The organism is Pseudoalteromonas sp. 1_2015MBL_MicDiv (genome assembly GCF_002407505.1).
GTDB lineage: Bacteria > Pseudomonadota > Gammaproteobacteria > Enterobacterales > Alteromonadaceae > Pseudoalteromonas > Pseudoalteromonas fuliginea.
In genome coordinates this window covers 795,780-818,304 of record NZ_CP012738.1, presented here as the reverse complement: position 1 = coordinate 818,304, position 22,525 = coordinate 795,780, and the positions used below count along the sequence as shown (strand labels likewise).

The following is a 22,525-nucleotide window of genomic DNA, read 5'->3' as shown; positions in this document are numbered from 1 at the left end:
CCCATTAACTAACAAAAAAGAGATTATTTGTGATTATTCCAGCATTAGACGTATTACAAAATCAAATTGTGCGCTTGTACCAAGGAAAATACGACACAGCACAGTTTTACCCTTTCGAACTTGGCTCGCGTTTAAAAGAATACGCCGACAGTGGCGCAGGTAAACTACACCTTGTTGATTTAGAAGGTGCACGCGATCCAAGTAAAAAGCAGTGGAAACATATTCAAGCTGCGACCAAAGCACTTAACGTACCGTACCAAGTGGGCGGCGGTATTCGCTCAGAGCAAGATGTAAGTGATTGGCTTAAAGCCGGTGCAAACCAAGTGGTTATTGGTTCAATGGCAGTAGAAAAACGCGAACAAGTAAAAGTCTGGATTGAACAATTTGGCGCAGAGCATTTTGTAATTGCTCTTGATGTAAATAAAACATCCACGGGCTGGGCACCTGCTACGCACGGTTGGTTAAGTGAATCTGAATTTGGTTTACTTGAGCTGGTAGATTTTTATGTGAGCTTAGGTGTTATCGATTTTTTATGCACGGACATCAGTAAAGACGGCACTATGACGGGTCCATCGTTTGAATTATATGAAGATTTAACTCGCCATAACAGCACAATCAAAGTGCAAGCTTCAGGTGGCGTAAGCTCACTAGATGACATTAAAAAGCTTAAAGAGCTCGGTGTGGGCGGCGTTATTTTAGGTAAATCATTGCTTGATGGTGCATTTAGCGTTGAGGAGGCACTGGCATGTTATCAAAACGCATAATCCCGTGTTTAGACGTTAAAGACGGCCAAGTAGTTAAAGGCGTTAAGTTTAAAGGCCATGAAGTTGTTGGCGACATTTTAACAATGGCTAAAGCCTACAGCGAAGCTGGCGCCGATGAACTGGTTTTTTACGAAATCAGTGCAAGCGTTGAAAAACGCCTACTTGATGTAAATTGGGTAGAAAGTATTGCACGAAATATCGATATTCCATTTTGTGTAGCGGGCGGTATTAAATCAGTGGCTGATGCAGCGCGTGTTTTAGAACGCGGTGCTGATAAAATAAGCATCAACAGCCCTGCTATTGCGCGCCCTGAACTTATTAAAGAATTACACGATGAGTTTGGTAAGCAATGTGTTGTAGTCGGCATTGACAGCTTTTTTGATGAAATTACCGGCGAGTATTTAGTGTATCAATTAACCGGCGATCCTAATGCATCAAGCCGTACGCGCTATAAAACACAAGAATGGGTTAAACGCGTACAAGACCTAGGCGCAGGCGAAATTGTATTAAACTGTATGAACCAAGATGGCGTTCGTAACGGTTACGACAACGAGCAACTAAGTAAAATTCGCGAGCTGTGTGATATTCCTTTAATCGCCTCTGGCGGTGCGGGTAGTATGCAAGATTTTGTTGATGTATTTAAACAAAGCAAAGTAGATGGTGCATTAGCCGCCAGCGTTTTTCATAAAAATGTGATTAACATTGGCGAACTAAAACAATTTTTAACAGATAACCAAGTGGCAGCAAGATTATGCAAGTAACACAACAAAACCAAGCTCAAGTCGATTTCGCTAAAAGTGACATGATCCCTGCTATTATTCAAGATGCCCGCTCGGGTGTTATTTTAATGCAAGGCTTTATGAACAGCGAAGCACTCGCTGTTACGCTTGATACCAATAAGGTAACGTTTTACTCGCGTTCAAAATCGCGTTTATGGACTAAAGGTGAATCATCAGAAAACTACTTAAACGTAGTATCTGTGCATACAGATTGTGACTACGATTCAATTTTAGTACTTGCCAATCCAGAAGGCCCAACGTGCCACTTAGGCACACAAAGCTGTTTTGGTGATGAAGCAAAACCAAGTTTAAGCTTTTTAGCACAATTAGAAGATGTGATTGTAGCGCGTAAAAATGACGACCCATCAAAAAGCTACACTGCCTCATTATTTGCAAAAGACTTAAGCCGTAGTTGTCAAAAAGTAGGTGAAGAAGGCGTAGAAGTTGCCCTTGCCGCTATGAAACACGATAACGATGAGCTAACAAACGAATCTGCTGATTTAATTTATCACCTGACAGTATTACTACAACGCCAAGGCTTAGCCCTTGAAGATGTAGTTAAATGCTTGCAAGGTCGCCATAAATAGCACTTGCTAAAGCAAATTACAAAAGGCCCATATTTTATGGGCCTTTTTGTTTTTCGCTTTTAGTTGAGTAAATTATATATGGTATAGTGCAAGGCTCAATTAATCGGTTACTGTGAACTATGAAAAACTATATTACTCCTTCCTTCGTCGCATTTATTTTAGTTACCGCGTTTATTTTAGCGGGCTGTACAAGCAAAACTGATCAGACTACAACTACAACAACCACTACTACAACGAATCAGTCTGTAAAAACCACAGTAACACCCGGTGAATGCAGCACCATAAATAACCTATTAAATGGTTATGAGTCTGGTTTTAATTCAATCAAAACAGATAAAGTAAATAACCAGTTTACTAATCAATGGCGTACTAATACTCATATGATTGGAGCAAACTGTACGGTTACTTTAAATAAGTCAGGGCAAGCAAGCTACCAATGCCAAACACCTGTTAAAACACAAACGCAAACAATAAAGTCACATCAAAAACTGGCTAAGCAATTACGCCAATGCTTAACCAAAGCAGGCTGGTTTGAAAGCCAAAAAGAAACAGCAAGTTCAATTTACAGCACCTTTGTCCTTGATACTAAAACCCCTGTCATTACACTTGCTACTAATCAAGAAGGTAATGGGTTTTCTTCTCGCTTTGAAATTGCACCACCATTAGGACTTTAACAATGCGCCAATTAAATCAAAACAAAAAACCGTCTAAATTTAAAACTGATTGCCTAGGAATATGCGAAAGGCGCAGCGGTTACTGCACCGGTTGTGGGCGTACCAACGAAGAAATATTTGATTGGATAATATTATCTGAAGATGAAAAAAAAGCGATTTTAGAAACACCACGAGTTGATATAAGAAAAACATAATAAAGCCTCGATACCTCAAGGCTTTAAATTAACGTTATGCTTTATCGAGCGCTTGGCTTACATCGGCAATTATGTCTGCAATGTTTTCAATACCGACTGACAAACGGATTAAATCGCGACTTACACCCGCATTAGCAAGCTCTTCATCATTTAGTTGGCGGTGTGTAGTTGACGCAGGATGGCACGCAAGCGACTTGGCATCGCCAATATTAACTAAGCGTAAAATCATGTTTAGCGCATCAATAAAACGAGTACCCGCTTCTAGGCCACCCGTAATACCAAAGCTTAAAATACCCGATGCTTTACCACTGGTAATTTTTTGACTCATTTCGTTATACGGGCTTGATTTAAGCCCTGCGTAATTAACCCAAAGCACTTTTGGATGATTTTCTAAATACTCAGCCAGGTGCTGTGCATTTTCGCAGTGGCGATCCATTCTTAAGCCTAAGGTTTCAAGGCCGATTAAAATGTCAGATGCGTTTTTAGGGGCAAGCGCTGCGCCGGTATTTCTAAGTGGCACTACTCTACAACGTCCAATAAATGCAGCTTCAGCAAAAGCTTCGGTATAAACCACATTGTGATACGACGGATCGGGCTCGTTCATCATTGTAAAGCGCGTGGCATTCGCTTTCCAATCAAATTTACCTGAGTCGACAATCATGCCGCCAATGGCAGTACCGTGCCCGTTTATATACTTTGTAAGTGAGTGAACCACTATGTCGGCGCCCAGCTCAAATGGGCGGCATAAATACGGCGTAGCCACGGTATTATCAACAATAAGCGGCACACCTTTGCTGTGTGCAATACGTGCTAAACGTTCAATATCAACAATATTACCTGCCGGGTTACCAATAGATTCACAAAAAACAGCGCGAGTGTTGTCGTCAATTGCATTCTCGAACGCGGTAAAGTCATCGGCCTTAATCATGCGCGCTTCAATACCTTGCCGAGGTAAGGTATGAGAAAATAGGTTATACGTGCCACCATATACTTGGCTGATGCTCACAATATTAGTACCGACTTCACACAAACATTGAATAGCATACGTAATAGCAGCCATCCCAGAGGCAACAGCCAGCCCACCAATACCCCCTTCCATCGCGGCAATACGTTGTTCAAGTACAGCATTGGTTGGGTTCATTATGCGGGTGTAAATATTTCCAGGTACTTTTAAATCGAATAAATCAGCGCCATGCTGCGTGTTATCAAATGTATAAGAAGAAGTGTGATAAATAGGCACGGCTGCCGATTTGGTCGTAGCCTCAGATTCGTAACCGTGGTGCAGTGCTAATGACTCTAATTTCATAATTATTCCCTTCAATTAATTTACCACTAACCTAGCACTTCTTGGTTATAAAATGCACATGAAATATATTAAAGGGTGTTGAGGTGGTTTGATTTAAGTTAAAGGCGGTGATTAGCGGGCGAAAGCACGCAGCAGTGTGCAAAATGCAAGATGTGAATCCATTTATTCGCATTGAGTAAAGAATCTTAGCTCAATGAAAAAATGTATAAAGTAACTTAGTGGCTTATAGCCAAATTTATTTTGACAAGAGACTAGGGTCTGTTGATCTTTCAAGGTTAAATTTGCAGCAGTCTGTTTGGTATTTAGGCAAGGCAGAGCCTATGTAGTGTGGTTATTCCCCATAAATGGGCGATAACGTAGCATTAATGCCAAACAGGCGCTGCCCAAAGGGTTCTTTCTAGGGGCTATTTACTCTTTGTTGCTCGGTTTTTACTTAGCCCACTAGGTTACAAACCTCGCGCCGCGATTAAATAGCCCCTAGTTTGAACAAATTTTAATCCGCAAAGATCAACAGACCCTAATACATCATGACGCACTTGGTAGTAAAAATGACAAAAACTGGCAAATCACCCTTTCTTACATGCTGGTATTGATTACCGTTTTTTTCTTGGTAACAGTATTTGGTCAGCGACAAATATACTTGCAAACTTAAAGCTTCTATGTGAAGTATTATTTCCCTTATCTACATTAATCGTCGCCTGTATAGGATTACAAAGTTGGAAAAAGGCAGAGCGCTTTAAAATAAAATTCAAATTAGCAATCGAAGTTCTCGAAAAAGTCAAAGAACAAAACAATCAATGTATCAAAGCCACAGTAGAGCTAAACATTCTGCTTGATAAAAAAGAAAGATTTGTAAAAGATGGCACGTTGAAAAGATCAGAATTTCTGACCGATGGGGTGACATCTCAATTTAGATCGCTGGATGACCAGCATAGACTACTTGCAGAAGCTTATCGTAATTATTTTGATGAGCTTTATATCTTAGATGAAGAGTTACTCAAAAAAGTAAACCTATTTCTAATATTTAATCAGCCTCTTTCGAACTTACATATTGAGGTAAACTTTAAAACTCAACCTACAAAACAGTTGGATGCATGGATTGCAAGACTAAAAACTCAATGTGAACATAGGACATCTATCTATAAGCATCTGTTAGAAATTGCGGCATCATGACTTATAACATTGGCGAAAGACAGCTTGTATTTCAGCGGCAGTCTCTCGCTAAGAGTCATGGAAAATCTTAACTTAGATTTTCAGTTATTTTAGATAGAATGCCAAACAAAAGAATTAGGATGACACAGAATTTTGAACGCCCTCGTAGCCGCTGCTTTATACCGAGTTTTTGCGTTTCTGCTTTACTGCGCGCGAGGTAAACTCCCACCTGCAGGGCTGACGTTATATTGGTGGGCGGGGCTTTATGCCGCGCTTTACGGTTTTACTATATTTGTGCGAGTTAAACTCCAGCCTACAGGGCTGACGTTATATTGGTGGGCAGTGCTTTATGCCGCGCTTTACGGTTTTACTATATTTGTGCGAGTTAAACTCCTGTATAAAGAAGAAAAATTTATTAATCGGTTTTAATCCAGCCCTAACAAAAAAGGCGCTTCCTTTACGGTAAGCGCCCTTCTCTTATCTCACTAATTACTTATTTTACGATTGTCATTTCGTCTAACAAGTTTTGTGCATTATCTACTTTATCAATTACCCACAGCATGTAGCGTGAATCAACGTGGATTGAGCGATTAAGCTCTACTTTACCGTTAAGTGTTGGCGAACCTGAGTTACCACCTGTTGGGTCATCATTTAATAAAAAGTTAACAATCATTATTTTGAGCGAAGTAAACTCCTGCCTACAGGCATACTATAATCATTAAATTTATTAACCTAAAAATACAGTTTAAAAGTGCTAGCCGTATAATTAAATATAAACACAAAGGGTAGTGAGCAAAAACATACTGTAAAACGTCTATGTTGACATCACAACCCTCAATGCATACGATGTGTATATAAATCATATACGGTATATATAATGGGAATAGTAAAAATATCAGACGGGCTGCATGAAGAAATTAGAAAATCGAGTAATATCATGTCCAGATCTATCAATTCACAAGCAGAGTTTTGGATTAAAATAGGCATGCTTGCTGAATTAAACCCAACACTCACTTACCAAGAAATAATTAAAAAACAACTTATAAAAGAAAAGCTTACTATTCAGGAGCTTTTGCATGAGTAAAGTAACAATAAAGACTGATGCAGAAATTGAGCTCATGAGAGAATCAGGTAAGCTTTTAGCTCAGGTATTTAAAATGCTTGATGATTTTATTTGCGAGGGCATAACTACGTTAGATATAGACACTAAAGTAGAAAGCTATATTACCAATGTGTTACATGCTCGTCCTGCCAGTAAAGGCCAATATGGCTATCGGTATTCATTGAACTCATCTGTTAATGACGTAGTGTGCCATGGTGTACCCAATAATATTTATAAATTAAAAAACAAAGATATTTTAAATATTGATATTACCTTAGAGAAAAATGGTTATATCAGTGATTCAAGTAAAATGTATACTTTTGCAGCGACAAGCTCAGAAGCCAAAAGTTTGGTTAAAACGACTTATGATGCTATGTGGGAAGGTATTAAGGTGGTAAAGCCAAAAGCAACGCTTGGTGATATTGGTTATGCTATTCAAAAGCACGCTGAATCTTCTGGGTATAGTGTAGTACGTGAATATTGCGGTCATGGTATTGGTAAAGAAATGCATGAAGAGCCGCAAGTTTTGCACTATGGTAAACCTCATACAGGGTTGGTACTTGAAGCAGGTATGACCTTTACTATAGAGCCTATGATCAACCAAGGCTCCAAGAAAGTAAAAACTAAAAAAGATGGATGGACAGTCGTAACAAAAGACAAGAAACTTTCTGCTCAATGGGAACATACCGTTCTAGTAACAGAAACGGGCTTCGAAGTTTTAACACTTCGCGATGAAGAGAAGAGTGCTTAGCATTATTTGCGCGAGGTAAACTCCCGCCTACAGGGCTGGCGTTATATTGTAGGCGGGGCTTTATGCCGCGCTTTTGCGGTTTTCCTATCTTTGCGCGCGGTAAACTCCCGCCTACAGGGCTGGCGTTATATTTGTAGGCGGGGCTTTATGCCACGCTTTACGGTTTTACTATATTTGTGCGAGTTAAACTCCTGTATAAAGAAGAAAAAATTTATTAATCGGTTTTAATCCCGTCCTAACAAAAAAAGGCGCTTCCTTTACGGTAAGCGCCCTTCTCTTATCTCACTAATTACTTATTTTACGATTGTCATTTCGTCTAACAAGTTTTGTGCATTATCTACTTTATCCATTACCCACAACATGTAGCGTGAATCAACGTGGATTGAGCGATTAAGCTCAGGGTTGTAATCCCAGTCACCAATAATACTTTCGTAAACACCGTCGAACAGTAAGCCTACAAGCTCTGCTTTACCGTTAAGTGTTGGCGAACCTGAGTTACCACCGGTCAGGGCGCGAGCATACTTTGTTAAAAATGTTAACCAAAAAGAAGTTCTTCTCTAAAAGCATCATCATAACAAGCTCTTACACACTTACTTCTTATTGACCCCTTGCTTTTCGTATGCTGCTTTATCATGTTCCTAACGACGCGTCTAAATAGTGCCATATGTTGCGCACTTAATGGCTCATTTATTTGACAGGCATCTTCTTTAAATACGACATCCAGTATCCAGTGTTGCTGATTTTCTATCAGCCAATGTTGTCTTATTGCTTTACTTATCAATATATTGTCTGTCAACGATGTTAGGTAGTAATGTGTGTCAATACTCGTTCTATTACCCTTCGTTCGCTCTCGCTGCACCGCAACGATTGTCCTAACTGATGGCCAGCTCTCTTTAATTTCACTCGGTAATAAACGCGCATCAAGACAATCTATCGTGCGTACTTCTTTTCGCCCATGCCCTGCATCTTGTGTTACATGACTAAGTATCTCTGAGTTTTCAGATTCATACTGGTGTGTAAATGCATCTTGAATCGCGCTATAAAGTTTCTTTTGATTACCCTTTGCTTGCACTAGATAATCTGCATGTCTGCTAATTAGCTGTTTTAGCGTTTCTTTTTGGCAGTGCAAAGCATCAAGTGTAATGACGGTGTTATTGATATCGAGTATTTTCAATAAATCCCGAACTGCCGGTATTTCATTCGTCTTACTGCCAACTGTTTGGTGGAATAATGTGAGACCTGCCTCACAATCAAATGCTGAGACGAGGTGTAATTTATCAGCAATGTGTTTACTTGCTCCGCGAATAGTTTTGCCATCGAAGGCAATGACAGGATGCGCTGATTTAACGCGGTTTTGATTGACCCAGCTATACATCGCGAGTAGTAATGAGTCAGTATCAACGGTTCTAAAAATCCGAGCAATACTATGTCGAGTGGGTATGCCATTTTTGAAAGAACGAAATCCTCTTAACCAATTAAGCTTACTTTCGCCATAGACTTCAATATCTTGCCAGTTTTCACACCCTGATGTAACGGCAGTAATAATAAGAAAAAGCACATCAACTAAGTTATGGTGTTGATTTATATGTGAACGATTATCTTTGACGAGTTCTAAATGGGAGAAGAGTGACATAATAAGTTTAAGGTGATTAAATTTATGGTATTAGATCATAAAATTTGTTTATTTACAAAGTGTGATCCCGCCCTGTACCACCGGTAGTGTCTACATTTGATAAAAAGTTAACGGGTACTGTATTCATGCCGCCCGTGTAATCACCGTAAAGCTTGGCTTTAATTTGCTCTTGCAACTTTTTAGGTGCATTAAATGGGTCAACATCGGTGTTTTTAGCGAGTAACCCTTCAAGCGATGTAAAGGGTGTTGCTACCAAACCATCTTGAGGTGAGTAGCCGCCTACGGTGCCATAGGTTACACGTAGTGTGCTGTTGGCATCGGCGTATACAGGTTTGTTTTTAGCTTTGTTAAACGCAATGATTGCGCTCATTAGCTCTGGGCGAGCTGCTTGTAATTTACCTGCAAGTGCTTTTGATTTATCTTCCTCTGCTTTCATTACTTTAAATATTGCTTTAGCGTACTGCACAAATGGGTCTTGGCTTTGATTTAGCTGGCTAAATGATTGCTCAAATAATGAAGTGCGAACAGTGGCATTATCAAGTCTTGACTGCTCATACATGCTATCAAGTAACGCGCTTTGGCTTGCTTTATCAAACCCATTTTGTACTTTAAATACGTTATCAACGTCGCTGTACAGCCACCCAAGCTAATTACCGCATTCATTGGGAATTCGGTTAATTTAGAAATAGATTCAACATCAATTTCAAGCCCTTTAGCTTTTAAAATTGATTCTAACTCTGGAAGTTGATGAGGTTGCCACATGCCTTCGTCGGCAATGGCGTTACTTGAAAGTGATAGTGCAAATGTGGCTGCTAATGTAGACACAAGAGGTTTTAAACGTATTATAGAATCCTTTTTATTGTTTGTTCGATACTAACCAATCTACTTGTTAAATAATTGAGCCATTACTAAGATGGATAAATGACAAAGTAAAGGGAGCACACACTCCCTTACTTTAAATTAATGTATTTAAACTAGATTTAATACCAATCTGCTTATATATGAAGTCTATTTAACGTTAAGAAAATCACGCCAGAACTAGGCAAAAATTTTTGTATCTAGTTGTTCTAAATAAAAAATTTTTAACGACGTTATAGTGAAATTTAATTCGTTAAATTGTTCAAGTATTTATGCAGGTTGGTATAAATCACTTTTAGTCTTTTTTTACTTCTGCAGGGTGTTCTACACCTATCCACGCTTTAAATAGCGCTTTTTGTTCAAGCGTAGCGTCTTTATTAGCAACCACTTTTTTAGGTTTATCAAAATCTTCTGATAATACTAATGTTAAGCTATCAAGAGCATCGCGACGAATATAGTCAACGGTTACTTTCTCGCCTGCTTTAAATGTTTCTAGGCTCGTTTTTAAATCTTTACCTACATGATGCTTATTTATAGCAACAATTTTATCATCGGTAGTTAAACCCGCTTCCCATGCACTTCCGCCACGACGAACGTAACTTAGTGTTAGTAACTCACCGGTATTTTTAGCGGTGGCGTCAATACTCGCAAGCGCTTTTGCTTTTTCTGGTCGTTCATATTTTAAGCCCACTTTAGCAAGTAACTCATCAAAGTTGATACTTGCAGGCGATTCTACATTTTTTTGCCACCAGCTTGAGTAATCACGCCCTGTTAAATCTTTTAAAATGTTAAGCACATCTACGTCTGTAAACCCTGCTGGCATTTTATGATTGTTATAAAGTGCTTTGTGCACATCGCGGTAGCTTATTTTACCTTGGCTTTTTTCTAGTAAGTCGATATCTAAAGCAAGTGAAAGTAACGAACCTTCTGAATATATATTGGTGCTGTAGTTACGTGCGTGATCGCCACCTTGATTAATCCATTTATCAAAACTTGTTTCACTTGCGCTTTGCACTTCACGGCCCGGTGTTTGTAAATGACGGTTGATTGTTTTACTCATTACTTTAAAAAATTCATCTGTTGTTTGAATGCCTGAGCGCACTAATAAATGATCTTCAAAGTAACTTGTTGAACCTTCTGCGATCCAAAGTAGTTTAGAGTAATTCATATTCGTGTAATCGTACGGCACTAACCCCTGTGGGCGGTATGCTTTTACATTCCATGTATGAATAAATTCGTGTGCGGCTGTGCTTATAAAACCTAAGTAATCTTCTCGGCTACCAAATCGATCGCGTGGGCGTTGTATAATAGTAGAGTTTAAATGCTCAGTTGCACCACCCGCTCCCGACGTTGCATGTACCATAAATACATAACGTTCATACGGATAGCCATCCCAAATTACATTACCTGTCGCTACTAGCTTTTTCAGATCTGTAAGCATTAAATCTACATCGTAGTTACCATCGCCCCATACAACTAAGTCATATTCGCGGTCATCTACTTCAAATGTGTGTAATTGATTTATACCTGTTTCTATTGGCGAATCAACAAGCACATCGTAGTTAGCTGCTTTGAATGAATTTTTACCCTCTAAATTATCCATACCTGATACAGAACGCCATTTTTTAGGTATATCTAAATTGACTGTTACTGGCTCTTGACGAAACGACTCGCTAAACATAAAAAAGCCTGATGCATCAATAAATGCATGGCTGTCGTCAATATGACGGGCGCGTTTGCCTAGTTCATTTGCATACACTTGATAATCAACATTAACTTCTGTTGGCTTATTAAGATGTACACGCCATGTACTATGGTCAATTTTTTCCCACGTTAACTCTTTGCCATCTTCATCTTTTGCATTGAAGTAACGTACGCCATTGGCTAAGTTTAAAATTTCGTATCGCCCGGTACGCCAAGCAGGAAGTTTTACATCGATATGAGATTGTGCTGATTTTGGAAATTCAACACTTACATTACCCAAATGATGCTGTGGTTCAGATATTTTTAATTCGTAATTTACATCAGCAAAAGCTGAAGTAGAACATGCAGCTACAATCGATAAAGCTAATAACTTTTTCATAAAAACTCTTAATAGAAACTTAATTATTAGCTAGATTAACAAGCTCGGATTTAAATGTGAATTAAATACGATAAAGAGTCTTGTACATGAGTTTATACGCATTAGCTTACTAAAATTACTAAGTTTTTAGTTAGATAACTACACATAACAAAAATTTGTTGTAAACTGAAGATAATATAACTAATACGATGGCGGTAAGCTTAGGTGTCTGATAAATCTAACGCTACAGATAAGAAACTAAAACAAGCAATTGACGCCCGAATGGCTGTTGAAGACGCGCGTAAATATCAGGTGGACACTCTTTCTGATTTCTCAGCTAAATTATCATTGAGTTGTAAAGGCCTTGATACTGAATTAGACAATAGGCTTGCTAAGTTCAGGGCTGCACTCATTAAAGGTGTCAGCTTTGAAGATCTATCGCCATTGATAAGTGAAACAATTGTTTTATTAAAAAACCAAGAATCAGTGCAACTCTCCCAACAACGAGATTTGTATAGCAGCGTACAGAATGCTGGTAAACAACTGCAAAAAACAAAAGGGTTACCAGAGGATACACGTAGAACACTTCGCCATTTATTAGATCACGAAATTAATCAAGTGCACTCTACCCATGATTTTATACCTTTACTTGACCAACTAATTTCTTTTTATCATCAAACATTAAGTCTCAAACTAGAACCTGCGTCTGACGATGAATGTACTGCAACACCTGAGCTTGCACAAGAATTACTAAAATTAGCTAACGAATTAGTGTTGGAAGACGAAGCAACTGAAGAAATTAAATACATAAAAAATTGTATTACAGAAAGCGACACGTTAGATGCACTGTTAAAGGCTTCTATTAATATAATTAGTGTTATTGTAAAGAATATTAATAAAGAGCGTAAATCGGCACAAAGCTTTTTATCTTCTTTAAACCAAACACTTGAAGATTTACATCATTCGATTGTATCAACAAGTAAACACTCAAAATCGATGGGAGTTGAGTTTGATATTTTAAATAAAAACATTGAAAGTAAAATTAAAAATCTTAATGTGCAAACACAAAATGCAACTTCTATATCATCTTTAAAAGAGTTGGTTGATAACGAATTAAAATCGCTTAGTAAAGACTTTATTGCAAAAGAAAAACTTGAACGCACTGACAGAGAAATGCTGGTTTCTAGCTTTGATGAAATTAATGGTCGTATTGGTAGCCTTGAAAGCAAACTAACAAAATATAAAAAACGCTTAAACGAACAACGTTTTAAAAGTCTATTGGATAGTTTAACAAAACTGCCTAATCGTGCTGCATTTGATGAACGTTACAACCATGAAATACACCTATTTAATGTTCAGTCATCGGATGTCACTCTTGCGGTGATTGATGTTGACCATTTTAAATCCATTAATGATAGATTTGGTCATACTGCTGGGGATATAACACTACAAGTTATAGCCAAAGCACTACAAAAATCTGTTAGAAAATCAGATTTTATTGCCCGTTATGGCGGTGAAGAGTTTGTTTTACTTATGCCTAGTACTTCGCTCATAAATGCTACGGCCCCTCTTGATAAACTGAGGAAGATAATTAAAAGTATTCCTTTTAAATTTAAAGATAAACAAATTGAAATAACTATTTCTCTAGGTGTTACTCAGTTAAAGAAAGGCGATACACCTATAATCGCTTTTGACCGAGCAGATGATGCTCTTTATGAAGCGAAAAATACAGGTCGGGATCGTCTTTGTATAAGTAAATAATGTGATATTTTTATTTTAAATAAAAGATATCACGAAGTGGTAATTTACATAAAAGAATAGTAAGGAGAACGCCGATGCTAATACAATTAAACCCAACTGGGGTTTTAGATTTATTGTCACAACTAGAAGTTGATTTATTAGAGCAATCATCCACTAGCGAGCGCTATAAACTATTTAGAAATTGTGCACTTGCTGTGCTAAACGTAGGGAGTCATACGGACGCCAGCAACGAAATTTATGATAAGTATCAAGATTTTGATATACGCCTATTGAGCCGTGAACGCGGGATTAAAATTGAGCTTGAAAATCCACCCTTAACTGCTTTTGTAGATGGTGAGATCATCACCGGTATTCACGAACATATTTTCTCTGTTATCCGCGATATTTTATTTATATGTCAAAAATACGAAAAAAATCTTAAAGAACAAAAAGCCATTACTCATATGGTGTTTGACATGCTAAGAAATGCCGATGCATTGCGCGTAAATAGCGAGCCTAGCATGGTAGTTTGTTGGGGCGGACATTCTATTAATGAAGTAGAATACAAATATACTAAGCAAGTGGGATACGAATTAGGCTTACGCGGTTTAAATATTTGCACAGGCTGTGGACCTGGCGCAATGAAAGGCCCTATGAAAGGAGCCACCATTGGCCACGCGAAACAACGCATTAAAGATAATCGTTACTTAGGCTTGACTGAACCAAGTATTATTGCTGCTGAACCACCGAACCCAATTGTAAATGAGCTGGTAATTTTACCTGATATAGAAAAGCGTTTAGAGGCATTTATACGCACCGCTCACGCTATAATTATTTTTCCTGGTGGAGCTGGCACCGCAGAAGAGCTTTTGTATTTATTAGGTATATTGTTACATCCTGACAACGCAAAACAATGCATGCCTGTGATTTTAACGGGCCCAAAAGAAAGCGAAGCTTATTTTAAAGAACTGTGCGAATTTGTTGAAATGACATTAGGTAAAGAAGCGCTCAACAAATTTGAAGTAATTATTGATGACCCTAAATTAGTTGGACAAACATTAAAGTCAGCAATGACTGATGTACGCAATTATCGTAAAAGCGAAGGTGATGCGTATTACTTTAACTGGACGCTAAAGATTGATAACGATTTTCAGCAACCTTTTGCACCAACCCATGAAAATATGGCTGGTCTTGATTTACACCTTAATCAACCAAAACAGTTATTAGCAGCTAATTTACGACGAGCATTTTCAGGAATTGTTGCCGGCAATGTAAAAGACGAAGGTATAAAAGCGATTAAACAAAATGGCCGTTATATTTTAAGCGGTGAACCCGCTTTGATGAAAGATATGGATAAACTGCTTCAGGCATTTGTTGACCAAGGACGTATGAAACTCCCTGGTAGTAAGTACACTCCATGTTATGAAATAAAAGCATGAGTTTAATAATTTGAAACCACATTTACTTCTTATAGATGCGCTTAATCTAATTAGGCGCATTTACGCGGTTGACGTAAACCAAAAACACCACAGTGATGATCAAATGATCGAAGCATGTTGTGCTAGAGTAGCTCATGCATGCAAAAAACTACTAAACACTACCAACGCCACGCATGCTATTGCTGTGTTTGATGGTGACAGAAGTTGGCGTTACCATTTCTATAAAAATTACAAACATTCACGCTCGCCAATGCCACAAATTTTGAAAGATGCATTAATACATTTCAAAACAGCCATTGAAGAAACAGGTATTGTAGTATTTGAACCGATTAATGACGAAGCTGACGACATTATTACCACCCTTGCGTGCAAAGCTGCAACGAATAATGTAAGCAACACAATTGTATCTACTGACAAAGGTTTCTTACCTCATTTAGGTCAATACATAACTATTTATGATTACTTTAAAAAGCAATATCTTGATGAGCACAGTATAAAAGAACGTTTTGGAGTTCAACAAAGTAGGTTAGTAGACTTTTGGGCACTCGCTGGTGATAAAACCAATGATATTCCAGGCGTAAAAGGCATAGGGATAAAGTCGGCTCAACAACTTATTAATAATTATAATACTGTTGAGCAAGCGCTAGAAGATAAATTACTAAGCCCAAGTATTCATAAAAAGCTAGAAGCAAATATGGATATGTATGTAATCTCAAAACAACTGGTTAGTTTACGCACGGATATAAACTTGGGTTTTAGTTTAAAGCAATTAAGGCTTAGTTAGTCGCATGTTTATAGCGTGTGCTAATTACAATACGTATACTATTATTAGATTCTGTGACCAGAGTAAATAATGTTGAAAAAGTTTTTTAGGTATTTAATTCTAGGTTTAGGGCTATATGCGCTAATAGCAACATTGGTGATCACTTTTTATAAAGATGACCCCCAAGCGATGATTTGGCAAGACCGCGAAGCATTTAATAAACGTTATATCGAAAAGCTTTCACTAGAGCAGCCTACTACTATTAATAGTGTACTTGACTACTTAGGCAGCCCAGATCTTACTTTTGCAAAACGCAATAGTGATGAAGTACTTCAAATCATTTTTTATCGCACGCAACATAAAACGTCCGATGGCATAACAACCATAGATGAATGTACCGGACTGTTATTTAAAAATGGTCAACTTATTTTGTGGGGGCCTAGTGCTTATAAAAAATATCAGGATTAAAACTAGGTGAAGGCATAATGAATGAGCCTATTTCTGTCAAACTAAACCAATTACTTGAAAATACAAAACTATTTTTAACTTTATATAATGTAAAAAAACAATGGCAGACAGTCTACCCTGCAGTATGTAAACTTTCTGAGCAATACAGAGAATTATATGAGCAATACCCTGTAGCTTTACAAGCTAGGTGTGCTGTATTTAACCCTAAATATAGTTATTCTGTTAATTTGGTTATCAATCAATGTGTTTTAACCGCTGCTTTGTGTAAAAGCCAGCAATACAATAATCAGCTTAGTGAATTATATATCTGTGCTGCACTTGTTGATCACTTATGTGTGGGTGAGCAACTAAACAAGCTTTCCAAACAGTTAAAGTTTAGTGATAGTGATAAAAGAATATGGCAATTACGCCACCAGCTCACCGCTAAAATAATCTTAACTGGCGGTGATTCAGCAAAACCAATAACGCAAGTTCTTGCAAAACTAACTAAGTACAAGCAAGCATTAGTCACTACACCAAAAATAATGCTTTATGATGGTGGCATTACGCTTGTTGCTATCGCTAATATAATTGCAATGAACATTACTTATAGCCCTCCTAAACAACATATTAGTCTTTTTAAAGCTCTTGGCGATTTATATATACGTACACCTAACCTATTTGCGCAACAGCTAATAAAATTTTTAATCGCACATATAGGCCCATTATTACCGGGTAGCCGAGTTATATATAATGATCAATTAATGGTGTATTTGGCCAGCGACAATCAGCAGCGTCATATACTAATAAACGTCGAGAATAAAAATAAAATAGCGTGGTATAGAGTCAAGGCATTGCTAAACAGCAACGCTATCCAGTGGCAATCAAATGATTCACGTATCCAAATTAGTGTATGGGACAGTGAGCATATAACTTCCACTGCCAATATACTAAATAATGGGTCGCTAGCTTTGATAGAGTTAATTAGTCGTCTTAAGTTGCAGCATGAATACAGCTACAAAGCGTTAAGCCAAATTATGGCGCCTTATCCTAATGTAATAGAAAATCTATGTGAGGCTGTAAAACCTTATAATAATGAACATCAAGCGGCTAAAAGTTTGAAACATAGTCTATCTATGGTTGGTTATTTTAACGCCCCTGCAATTATTCAGCGAGTTATATTTGAGCAACTGGTTAAGGTAACTCCTCACCCTTTACAACAATTTGTTTTAACGCGACTAGAGTGCATAGTAGAAATTATTGCTCTATTGGTTAGTAAAAATAAAATGATTCAATTTGAACATATCGCACTTCCTCTCTATGGCTATGCTTATTTTTTATTAACACAATGCAGTACACATATATCTAGAAAAATAATGATTGATGAAACACCTAACACCACATTGAATACGCCTATTAGTGCCTTTTTTGGTGTTAGTTCATTAGAAACTGAGCAGCTAAAAGCACAACTTACATTACTATTAAGTGATAACCCTTGGGCAATCGCATTATTGGAAGCTGAACATCTTCCAAAAAAGCAGCTCAACGAACGCAGTAAACTATGGGTAGCAATAAAGGCGCTTACACAAACCGTATTTAAACCGCAGCTAAAGCTAAGCACTTGGCAACAGCAAATATTAGATCAGCAATTAACTACTCAAAAATGGGAAAACCATCACTTATTTAATGAACAGCTCCAAGAGCTTGCCTTATCTAATACTATTTAATACCAATCCGTAATAATACTTAATCAATTTGAGGGATTAAACCTGACGCTAACTGCGTTTAATCTACTTGCAATAAGCAAGCTAATGACGCGCAAATTCGCCTTTTTTCATTGAAAATCTCTGGCTAGAAAAATAATTTTAAATATCATTATGGTTCAATATGTTAGTAAATATCTTATATCTGTGTTCAGGTTATTTAGTCTTTTTATTTCCATTATAAATACAATTTATACCCAGTATTTGTAGTATAAACTGGCAAAATGGGCGATAAGTTGGTATAAATGCGCCCTTACAATTTTCAATCCCATTCACATAAATGACCTAACAAGCTGTTACTCTCTCAGAGTAATAATTTATGTGCAAATCAAAATCTTTAAAGGAAAAGTCAATGGCCAAACAAACCATCACAGTGATCAAAGGCGACGGCATCGGTCCGAGCATTATCGACTCAGCACTTGAAATATTAAAAGCCGCAGGTTGCGACTTTGATTATGAATTTGTTGATGCAGGCCTTGCAGCACTTGAAAAAACAGGTGAGTTACTTCCGCAAGAAACGGTTGATACCATTGCTAGAAATAAAATCACATTAAAAGGTCCTTTAACTACGCCTGTAGGTGAAGGTTTTACGTCTATTAACGTAACGCTTCGTAAGCAATTTGGTTTATACGCTAACGTACGCCCAGTTAAATCATTTGTTGGTACTAAAGCGCGTTACGACGATATTGATATCATTACTATTCGTGAAAACACCCAAGGTATGTACTCAGGTGCTGGCCAAGTAGTAAGTGAAGACGGAAATGAAGCACAAGCAAAATCGATAATTACGCGTGAAGGCGCAGAAAAAATCGTAACTTTTGCATACGAGCTAGCGGTACGCGAAGGTCGTAAAAAAGTAACTGCCGTTCATAAAGCTAACATTTTAAAATCAACATCTGGTTTGTTTTTAAAAGTAGCACGTGAAGTAGCAGAGCGTTACCCACAAATTGAATCAAATGAAATGATTGTTGATGCAACATGTATGAAGCTGGTAATGACACCTGAAGAGTTTGACGTAATTGTTACGACTAACTTATTTGGTGATATTTTATCTGACCTTTGTGCTGGTTTAGTTGGCGGTTTAGGTATGGCACCTGGTGCTAACATTGGTGAAGACGCAGCAATTTTTGAAGCTGTACATGGTAGCGCGCCTGATATTGCAGGCAAAAATCTAGCTAACCCAACATCTGTAATTTTAGCATCTATTCAAATGCTTGAGCATTTAAATATGGGCGATACAGCAGAGCGTATTCGTAGTGCTGTTGCTGATGTAATTAAATCAGGCGACCGTACAACTCGCGATTTAGGTGGCAGCCACGGTACAACTGATTTCACTCAATCAGTAATTGACCGTTTATAATTAATATTTGTTATTAATTTAAAAAGCCCGCTAATTTAGCGGGCTTTTTTATGTTTGCTAACTACGTTTATACTAACCTAGTGTATTTATGCAAGTTAGTATTAAACCTAAATAAGCCCAAAAGTAGTAATCCTAATAAACCTGAAAGTGATCCGCCACTTGACCCCGAACTACTTTGTTGTTTTTGCACAGTAGCAGATAACTCTTTAGTAAAAGTATCATTGGTTTGAGTATCAGTAACATTCAACGTTACGTTGTATGTCCCGTCAGTTTGATAAGTATGTATTGGGTTTTGTAAATTTGATAACGCACTGCCATCACCAAAATCCCAACTGTAAGTATAACTATTAAAGCCGCCGGTTACTTGGGCATTAAATTGTGCGCTTAAATCACTAACGGTAGCGTTTGCGTTTATGCTAAGCGGAACAGTTGCAGTTACATCAATCGCTTTAGTTTGCTCCGTGCCTTCGTTATCCGTCACTGTAAGCGTTACTTGGTAATCACCAGAGTATAAATAATTATAAGTAAGCGATTGCGTCGTTAAAGTACTTCCATCCCCTAGCTGCCAATTATAAGTATACGGTGCGACCCCACCTGTAAGCGAAGCCTCAGCTGTTAAAGTTCCTTGGTTTATTTCATATTCAATTTCATTTACAGATAATGGTTCAGCTAGTGTAACTTGAACTACAGCTACTTGATCTGAAGTACCATTACTTGCCATAAACTCAACGTTGTAAGTGCCATAGTCTTGGTATTCATGAGTAGGGGTTAACTCTATGCTTGAGCTACCATCATCAAAATTCCACGTAAATGTATCCGAAGGCGTGAGTGCAAAACCTTCTACATTAAAATTAACGGTTAAACCTGTTTTGGTAAAATTAATACCCTTAGTGACATCGTAATTAAGCTCTACTTCTATGTCTTCACTATCAGCTGACTGATTTATAATATTAAACCCAAAACCAACCTGTGGAAGCATAACACCCGATGGTTTTTGCGCTGAAAAGCTATAATCGTTTTTATCAGTGAACTGGGTGATAGCTGATAAATCATCATCACCTAACCCTGCCCTTTGTTGGTATAGACTAAAAGCAGCATCACGTATTTGAATTGCTGAAGCAGCCGGAGTTTGCGTACTGCCTTTATTTATTGAGCGCTGATCGGCATCTACCACTAATGCAAAACCACTGCCTGGATGCTCGGTAGTATTATTATCTGCTTGAGATTCATTGCTGTACCACAATAATAACCCCGGTGAGTACTGCTCTGCTTGTAAGCTACTGTCAACGTCTGTGTATGAACGCAATTGTAAATAGTAATGTGATGGTGATGCATATGTGTAATTACCAATTTTTTCAAAGCCATTAAACTCAGTGTTAACTTGATCTTGTGCATTATTTTGCCAAATTAAAGTATCACTTTGCTCAATGCGCATATCATCAACAACAAAACCATAATAATGTGTGTTCGCATCTGTTATGTATTCAATTTTTAAATCAATTGTTTGCCCAGCATAAGCTGATAAATCAAATTTATGGGTTAAATAGCCGTTAGGTTGCTTAGCATCACTATTAAGAAATGAATCACCTGAGATATATGGGCCAATATCACCGTAGTATGGATTAAGCGCTTGCGTATAATTACTCGCGATTGGCTCGCCATTTACTTTTACTTGAACTAAATCGTAATCGCGCTCAATACTGTAATAAGCAATAAAGCTTAAAGTAAGTGTCTCAGTTGTGCTTGGTAGCGCTATTGTATTCGCTAAGCTGTTGCTAATATTGTCGCCCGTATTTGAATAGTATTGAAAATCACCTTCTACTGGAGCCCTAAATTTTTCGAGCCTTGGTGGCAGTGTTATTTTTATTTGATTTTGCAGTTGTGAAATACTCGCAGTATTAATTAATGTTTGCTGTGAGTTAGCCTCTATCTCATCCATATCAAGCGTAAGCTGGTTAACCCAGTTACCCCGGTATCGTTTTTGTAAATACTCAAGCGCATAAGGACTAAACATAACCGGCTCTGAGCCTCTTGGCGAACCAGCCCAACTTCCTGTCGACATAACTGACCAAGACGCGACGGGTTCACCTACCGTGTTAGATTGCAAGTCGTATTCATCCAATAATCCTAAGTCATGTCCAAACTCATGCACTACCACACCAATCCCTGCATCAATAGGGTTAATGGTATAACCAAAGAGCTTAATATTGCTGCCTGCAATCTCGCTCGGCCCGCTATTTTCATCAAACACATAGTAGCGGTGCGACCAAATAGCATCGGTGCTTAGGTAACCGCCACCTGCTTCCTCACCAATACTTGAATGAAAAATCATTACATGGTCAATGATGCCATTAGGTTCATTAACAATACCGTCGCCATCAATATCATCTAAATCGGTTAAATCATAATCCGCTAAATTAATATTAAACTTTGCAACCGCCTTCTCCACAGCCTCTTTAATTAAAGCGGGTGCATTTATATCCCGTGTACTGCCTTGGCGCTCACCATATATTTTTGCATTGCTATCAGCGGTTACCCAGCCATATACCTGTCCGTTAAAGTTTAAGCTGTTCCCCGAAGCCACTTTATAATAATCAGCAGCCGTTTTTAAGCTTTGTCCATCAGGGCCCGTATAACCTTGAGTATTAAAAAGCATTTGCTGATAGTGCTCAGTTGAATATTCAGCGTAAAACATGTCGGTGTCTTGCTCTACAAGCTGATTGTCGTCATGTTTTAGATCAGGAAAATCAATTAAGATAGCTAACACTTTTACATCATTAACACTTTGATCTGGCACTAGTGACGTTGAAAAAGCAACCTGCTGTTTATTTGTGTTTGAAAAAACGTTAGAGGAGGATTTAAATTGCCTAAAGCCATTTTTAATTGAGTGACTGGCAGCTTCTTTATTACTCATATATGACTTAAATGAACTATCTAACTCACTTGAGGATATTTGGTCTCTTTTTTTAAGCCAATATAAAATACGTTCTTCGTTAGTTATACCAACATCATGCGGACTTATATTATTAGCTGCCACTATTGGGCTTAATAGCGTAGTTAAAAGCGCAATTAACATCACTTTTTTCACTGTGTTTTCCTCAAACATAATTATGTAGTAATCATACCTAATAATAGGAATTTAAACAGGCGA

General features: G+C 37.9%; 18 protein-coding genes and 4 pseudogenes. 14 read left to right on the top strand and 8 right to left on the bottom strand.

Annotation, left to right across the window (positions count from 1 at the left end; all coding sequences use genetic code 11):
* Positions 1-29 precede the first annotated feature (29 nt).
* The 5 genes from AOR04_RS21155 (at position 30) to AOR04_RS21135 (ending at position 2,998) form a co-directional block, all read left to right on the top strand.
* A complete protein-coding gene (locus AOR04_RS21155) occupies positions 30-764 on the top strand; it encodes a 1-(5-phosphoribosyl)-5-[(5-phosphoribosylamino)methylideneamino] imidazole-4-carboxamide isomerase (RefSeq protein ID WP_096794604.1) in 735 nt (244 codons plus the stop codon).
* Positions 746-1,525 carry an imidazole glycerol phosphate synthase subunit HisF gene (gene hisF, locus AOR04_RS21150; protein ID WP_007376298.1) on the top strand — a complete coding sequence of 260 codons (780 nt, stop codon included), beginning with the start codon at positions 746-748 and terminating at the stop codon, positions 1,523-1,525. The genes AOR04_RS21155 and hisF overlap by 19 nt, the downstream gene beginning before the upstream one ends.
* A complete protein-coding gene (gene hisIE / locus AOR04_RS21145; protein WP_096794603.1) occupies positions 1,516-2,130 on the top strand; it encodes a bifunctional phosphoribosyl-AMP cyclohydrolase/phosphoribosyl-ATP diphosphatase HisIE in 615 nt (204 codons plus the stop codon). The genes hisF and hisIE overlap by 10 nt, the downstream gene beginning before the upstream one ends.
* Positions 2,131-2,249: 119 nt before the next feature.
* Complete coding sequence (locus AOR04_RS21140) at positions 2,250-2,804, top strand: hypothetical protein (RefSeq protein WP_096794602.1); 555 nt, start codon at positions 2,250-2,252, stop codon at positions 2,802-2,804.
* A 2-nt stretch (positions 2,805-2,806) separates the two neighbouring features.
* Complete coding sequence (locus tag AOR04_RS21135; protein WP_033029706.1) at positions 2,807-2,998, top strand: DUF1289 domain-containing protein; 192 nt, start codon at positions 2,807-2,809, stop codon at positions 2,996-2,998.
* 34 nt (positions 2,999-3,032) lie between these two features.
* Here the strand turns inward: AOR04_RS21135 and AOR04_RS21130 are convergent, their stop codons facing one another.
* Positions 3,033-4,304 (bottom strand): O-acetylhomoserine aminocarboxypropyltransferase/cysteine synthase family protein, encoded by a 1,272-nt coding sequence (locus tag AOR04_RS21130; protein WP_096794601.1) that lies wholly within the window; start codon positions 4,302-4,304, stop codon positions 3,033-3,035.
* 867 nt (positions 4,305-5,171) lie between these two features.
* Here AOR04_RS21130 and AOR04_RS21125 point away from each other — a divergent pair.
* On the top strand, positions 5,172-5,477 hold the full coding sequence (locus AOR04_RS21125; protein WP_096794600.1) for a hypothetical protein: 306 nt from the start codon (positions 5,172-5,174) through the stop codon (positions 5,475-5,477).
* Between the two features lie 472 nt (positions 5,478-5,949).
* On the opposite strand, the pseudogene AOR04_RS21115 reads toward AOR04_RS21125, so the two are convergent.
* Positions 5,950-6,123 (bottom strand): annotated as a pseudogene (locus AOR04_RS21115) (S46 family peptidase); the annotation flags it as partial.
* Positions 6,124-6,333: 210 nt separating this feature from the next.
* Between AOR04_RS21115 and AOR04_RS21110 the strand changes: the two are divergent.
* Positions 6,334-6,540 (top strand): ParD-like family protein, encoded by a 207-nt coding sequence (locus AOR04_RS21110; protein WP_096794598.1) that lies wholly within the window; start codon positions 6,334-6,336, stop codon positions 6,538-6,540.
* A complete protein-coding gene (gene map / locus AOR04_RS21105; RefSeq protein ID WP_096794597.1) occupies positions 6,533-7,309 on the top strand; it encodes a type I methionyl aminopeptidase in 777 nt (258 codons plus the stop codon). Before AOR04_RS21110 ends, map begins: the two co-directional genes overlap by 8 nt.
* A 293-nt stretch (positions 7,310-7,602) precedes the next feature.
* On the opposite strand, the pseudogene AOR04_RS21100 reads toward map, so the two are convergent.
* The 5 genes and pseudogenes from AOR04_RS21100 to AOR04_RS21085 all read right to left on the bottom strand — a co-directional run.
* A pseudogene (locus tag AOR04_RS21100) lies at positions 7,603-7,815 on the bottom strand (S46 family peptidase); the annotation flags it as partial.
* Between the two features lie 29 nt (positions 7,816-7,844).
* Entirely contained in the window at positions 7,845-8,942 is a 1,098-nt protein-coding gene (locus AOR04_RS21095) for an ISAs1-like element ISPsesp1 family transposase (protein WP_096792602.1), read from the bottom strand.
* Positions 8,943-8,997: 55 nt separating this feature from the next.
* Positions 8,998-9,573: pseudogene (locus AOR04_RS21090) on the bottom strand (S46 family peptidase); the annotation flags it as partial.
* Between the two features lie 48 nt (positions 9,574-9,621).
* Positions 9,622-9,704 (bottom strand): annotated as a pseudogene (locus AOR04_RS21990) (hypothetical protein); the annotation flags it as partial.
* A 391-nt stretch (positions 9,705-10,095) separates the two neighbouring features.
* The gene (locus AOR04_RS21085; protein ID WP_096794596.1) at positions 10,096-11,883 is read right to left on the bottom strand and encodes a M61 family metallopeptidase; all 1,788 of its coding nucleotides are present in this window, start codon (positions 11,881-11,883) and stop codon (positions 10,096-10,098) included.
* A 204-nt stretch (positions 11,884-12,087) separates the two neighbouring features.
* Here AOR04_RS21085 and AOR04_RS21080 point away from each other — a divergent pair, with 204 nt between their 5' ends.
* The 6 genes from AOR04_RS21080 (at position 12,088) to AOR04_RS21055 (ending at position 19,374) form a co-directional block, all read left to right on the top strand.
* Positions 12,088-13,623 (top strand): GGDEF domain-containing protein, encoded by a 1,536-nt coding sequence (locus AOR04_RS21080; RefSeq protein WP_096794595.1) that lies wholly within the window; start codon positions 12,088-12,090, stop codon positions 13,621-13,623.
* 74 nt (positions 13,624-13,697) lie between these two features.
* Positions 13,698-15,041 (top strand): nucleotide 5'-monophosphate nucleosidase PpnN, encoded by a 1,344-nt coding sequence (gene ppnN / locus AOR04_RS21075; protein WP_007376311.1) that lies wholly within the window; start codon positions 13,698-13,700, stop codon positions 15,039-15,041.
* A 10-nt stretch (positions 15,042-15,051) separates the two neighbouring features.
* On the top strand, positions 15,052-15,825 hold the full coding sequence (xni, locus tag AOR04_RS21070; RefSeq protein WP_096794594.1) for a flap endonuclease Xni: 774 nt from the start codon (positions 15,052-15,054) through the stop codon (positions 15,823-15,825).
* Between the two features lie 69 nt (positions 15,826-15,894).
* Positions 15,895-16,272: a DUF3192 domain-containing protein gene (locus tag AOR04_RS21065; protein ID WP_007376313.1), complete on the top strand. Its 378-nt coding sequence runs from the start codon at positions 15,895-15,897 to the stop codon at positions 16,270-16,272.
* A 17-nt stretch (positions 16,273-16,289) separates the two neighbouring features.
* A complete protein-coding gene (locus tag AOR04_RS21060; RefSeq protein WP_096794593.1) occupies positions 16,290-17,978 on the top strand; it encodes a hypothetical protein in 1,689 nt (562 codons plus the stop codon).
* 388 nt (positions 17,979-18,366) lie between these two features.
* A complete protein-coding gene (locus AOR04_RS21055) occupies positions 18,367-19,374 on the top strand; it encodes an isocitrate dehydrogenase (RefSeq protein ID WP_007376316.1) in 1,008 nt (335 codons plus the stop codon).
* Between the two features lie 67 nt (positions 19,375-19,441).
* Here AOR04_RS21055 and AOR04_RS21050 read toward each other — a convergent pair whose 3' ends face one another.
* Complete coding sequence (locus AOR04_RS21050; protein WP_096794592.1) at positions 19,442-22,462, bottom strand: immune inhibitor A domain-containing protein; 3,021 nt, start codon at positions 22,460-22,462, stop codon at positions 19,442-19,444.
* Positions 22,463-22,525: the final 63 nt, after the last annotated feature.

Bases quoted from the DNA above. Each gene is read 5' to 3' on its own strand.
- AOR04_RS21055 (WP_007376316.1), top strand. From the start codon at position 18,367: ATGGCCAAACAAACCATCACAGTGATCAAAGGCGACGGCATCGGTCCG.
- ppnN (WP_007376311.1), top strand. From the start codon at position 13,698: ATGCTAATACAATTAAACCCAACTGGGGTTTTAGATTTATTGTCACAA.
- hisIE (WP_096794603.1), top strand. From the start codon at position 1,516: ATGCAAGTAACACAACAAAACCAAGCTCAAGTCGATTTCGCTAAAAGT.
- AOR04_RS21065 (WP_007376313.1), top strand. From the start codon at position 15,895: ATGTTGAAAAAGTTTTTTAGGTATTTAATTCTAGGTTTAGGGCTATAT.
- AOR04_RS21060 (WP_096794593.1), top strand. From the start codon at position 16,290: ATGAATGAGCCTATTTCTGTCAAACTAAACCAATTACTTGAAAATACA.
- AOR04_RS21110 (WP_096794598.1), top strand. From the start codon at position 6,334: ATGGGAATAGTAAAAATATCAGACGGGCTGCATGAAGAAATTAGAAAA.
- AOR04_RS21085 (WP_096794596.1), bottom strand. From the start codon at position 11,883: ATGAAAAAGTTATTAGCTTTATCGATTGTAGCTGCATGTTCTACTTCA.
- map (WP_096794597.1), top strand. From the start codon at position 6,533: ATGAGTAAAGTAACAATAAAGACTGATGCAGAAATTGAGCTCATGAGA.
- AOR04_RS21140 (WP_096794602.1), top strand. From the start codon at position 2,250: ATGAAAAACTATATTACTCCTTCCTTCGTCGCATTTATTTTAGTTACC.
- AOR04_RS21135 (WP_033029706.1), top strand. From the start codon at position 2,807: ATGCGCCAATTAAATCAAAACAAAAAACCGTCTAAATTTAAAACTGAT.
- hisF (WP_007376298.1), top strand. From the start codon at position 746: ATGTTATCAAAACGCATAATCCCGTGTTTAGACGTTAAAGACGGCCAA.
- AOR04_RS21095 (WP_096792602.1), bottom strand. From the start codon at position 8,942: ATGTCACTCTTCTCCCATTTAGAACTCGTCAAAGATAATCGTTCACAT.
- AOR04_RS21130 (WP_096794601.1), bottom strand. From the start codon at position 4,304: ATGAAATTAGAGTCATTAGCACTGCACCACGGTTACGAATCTGAGGCT.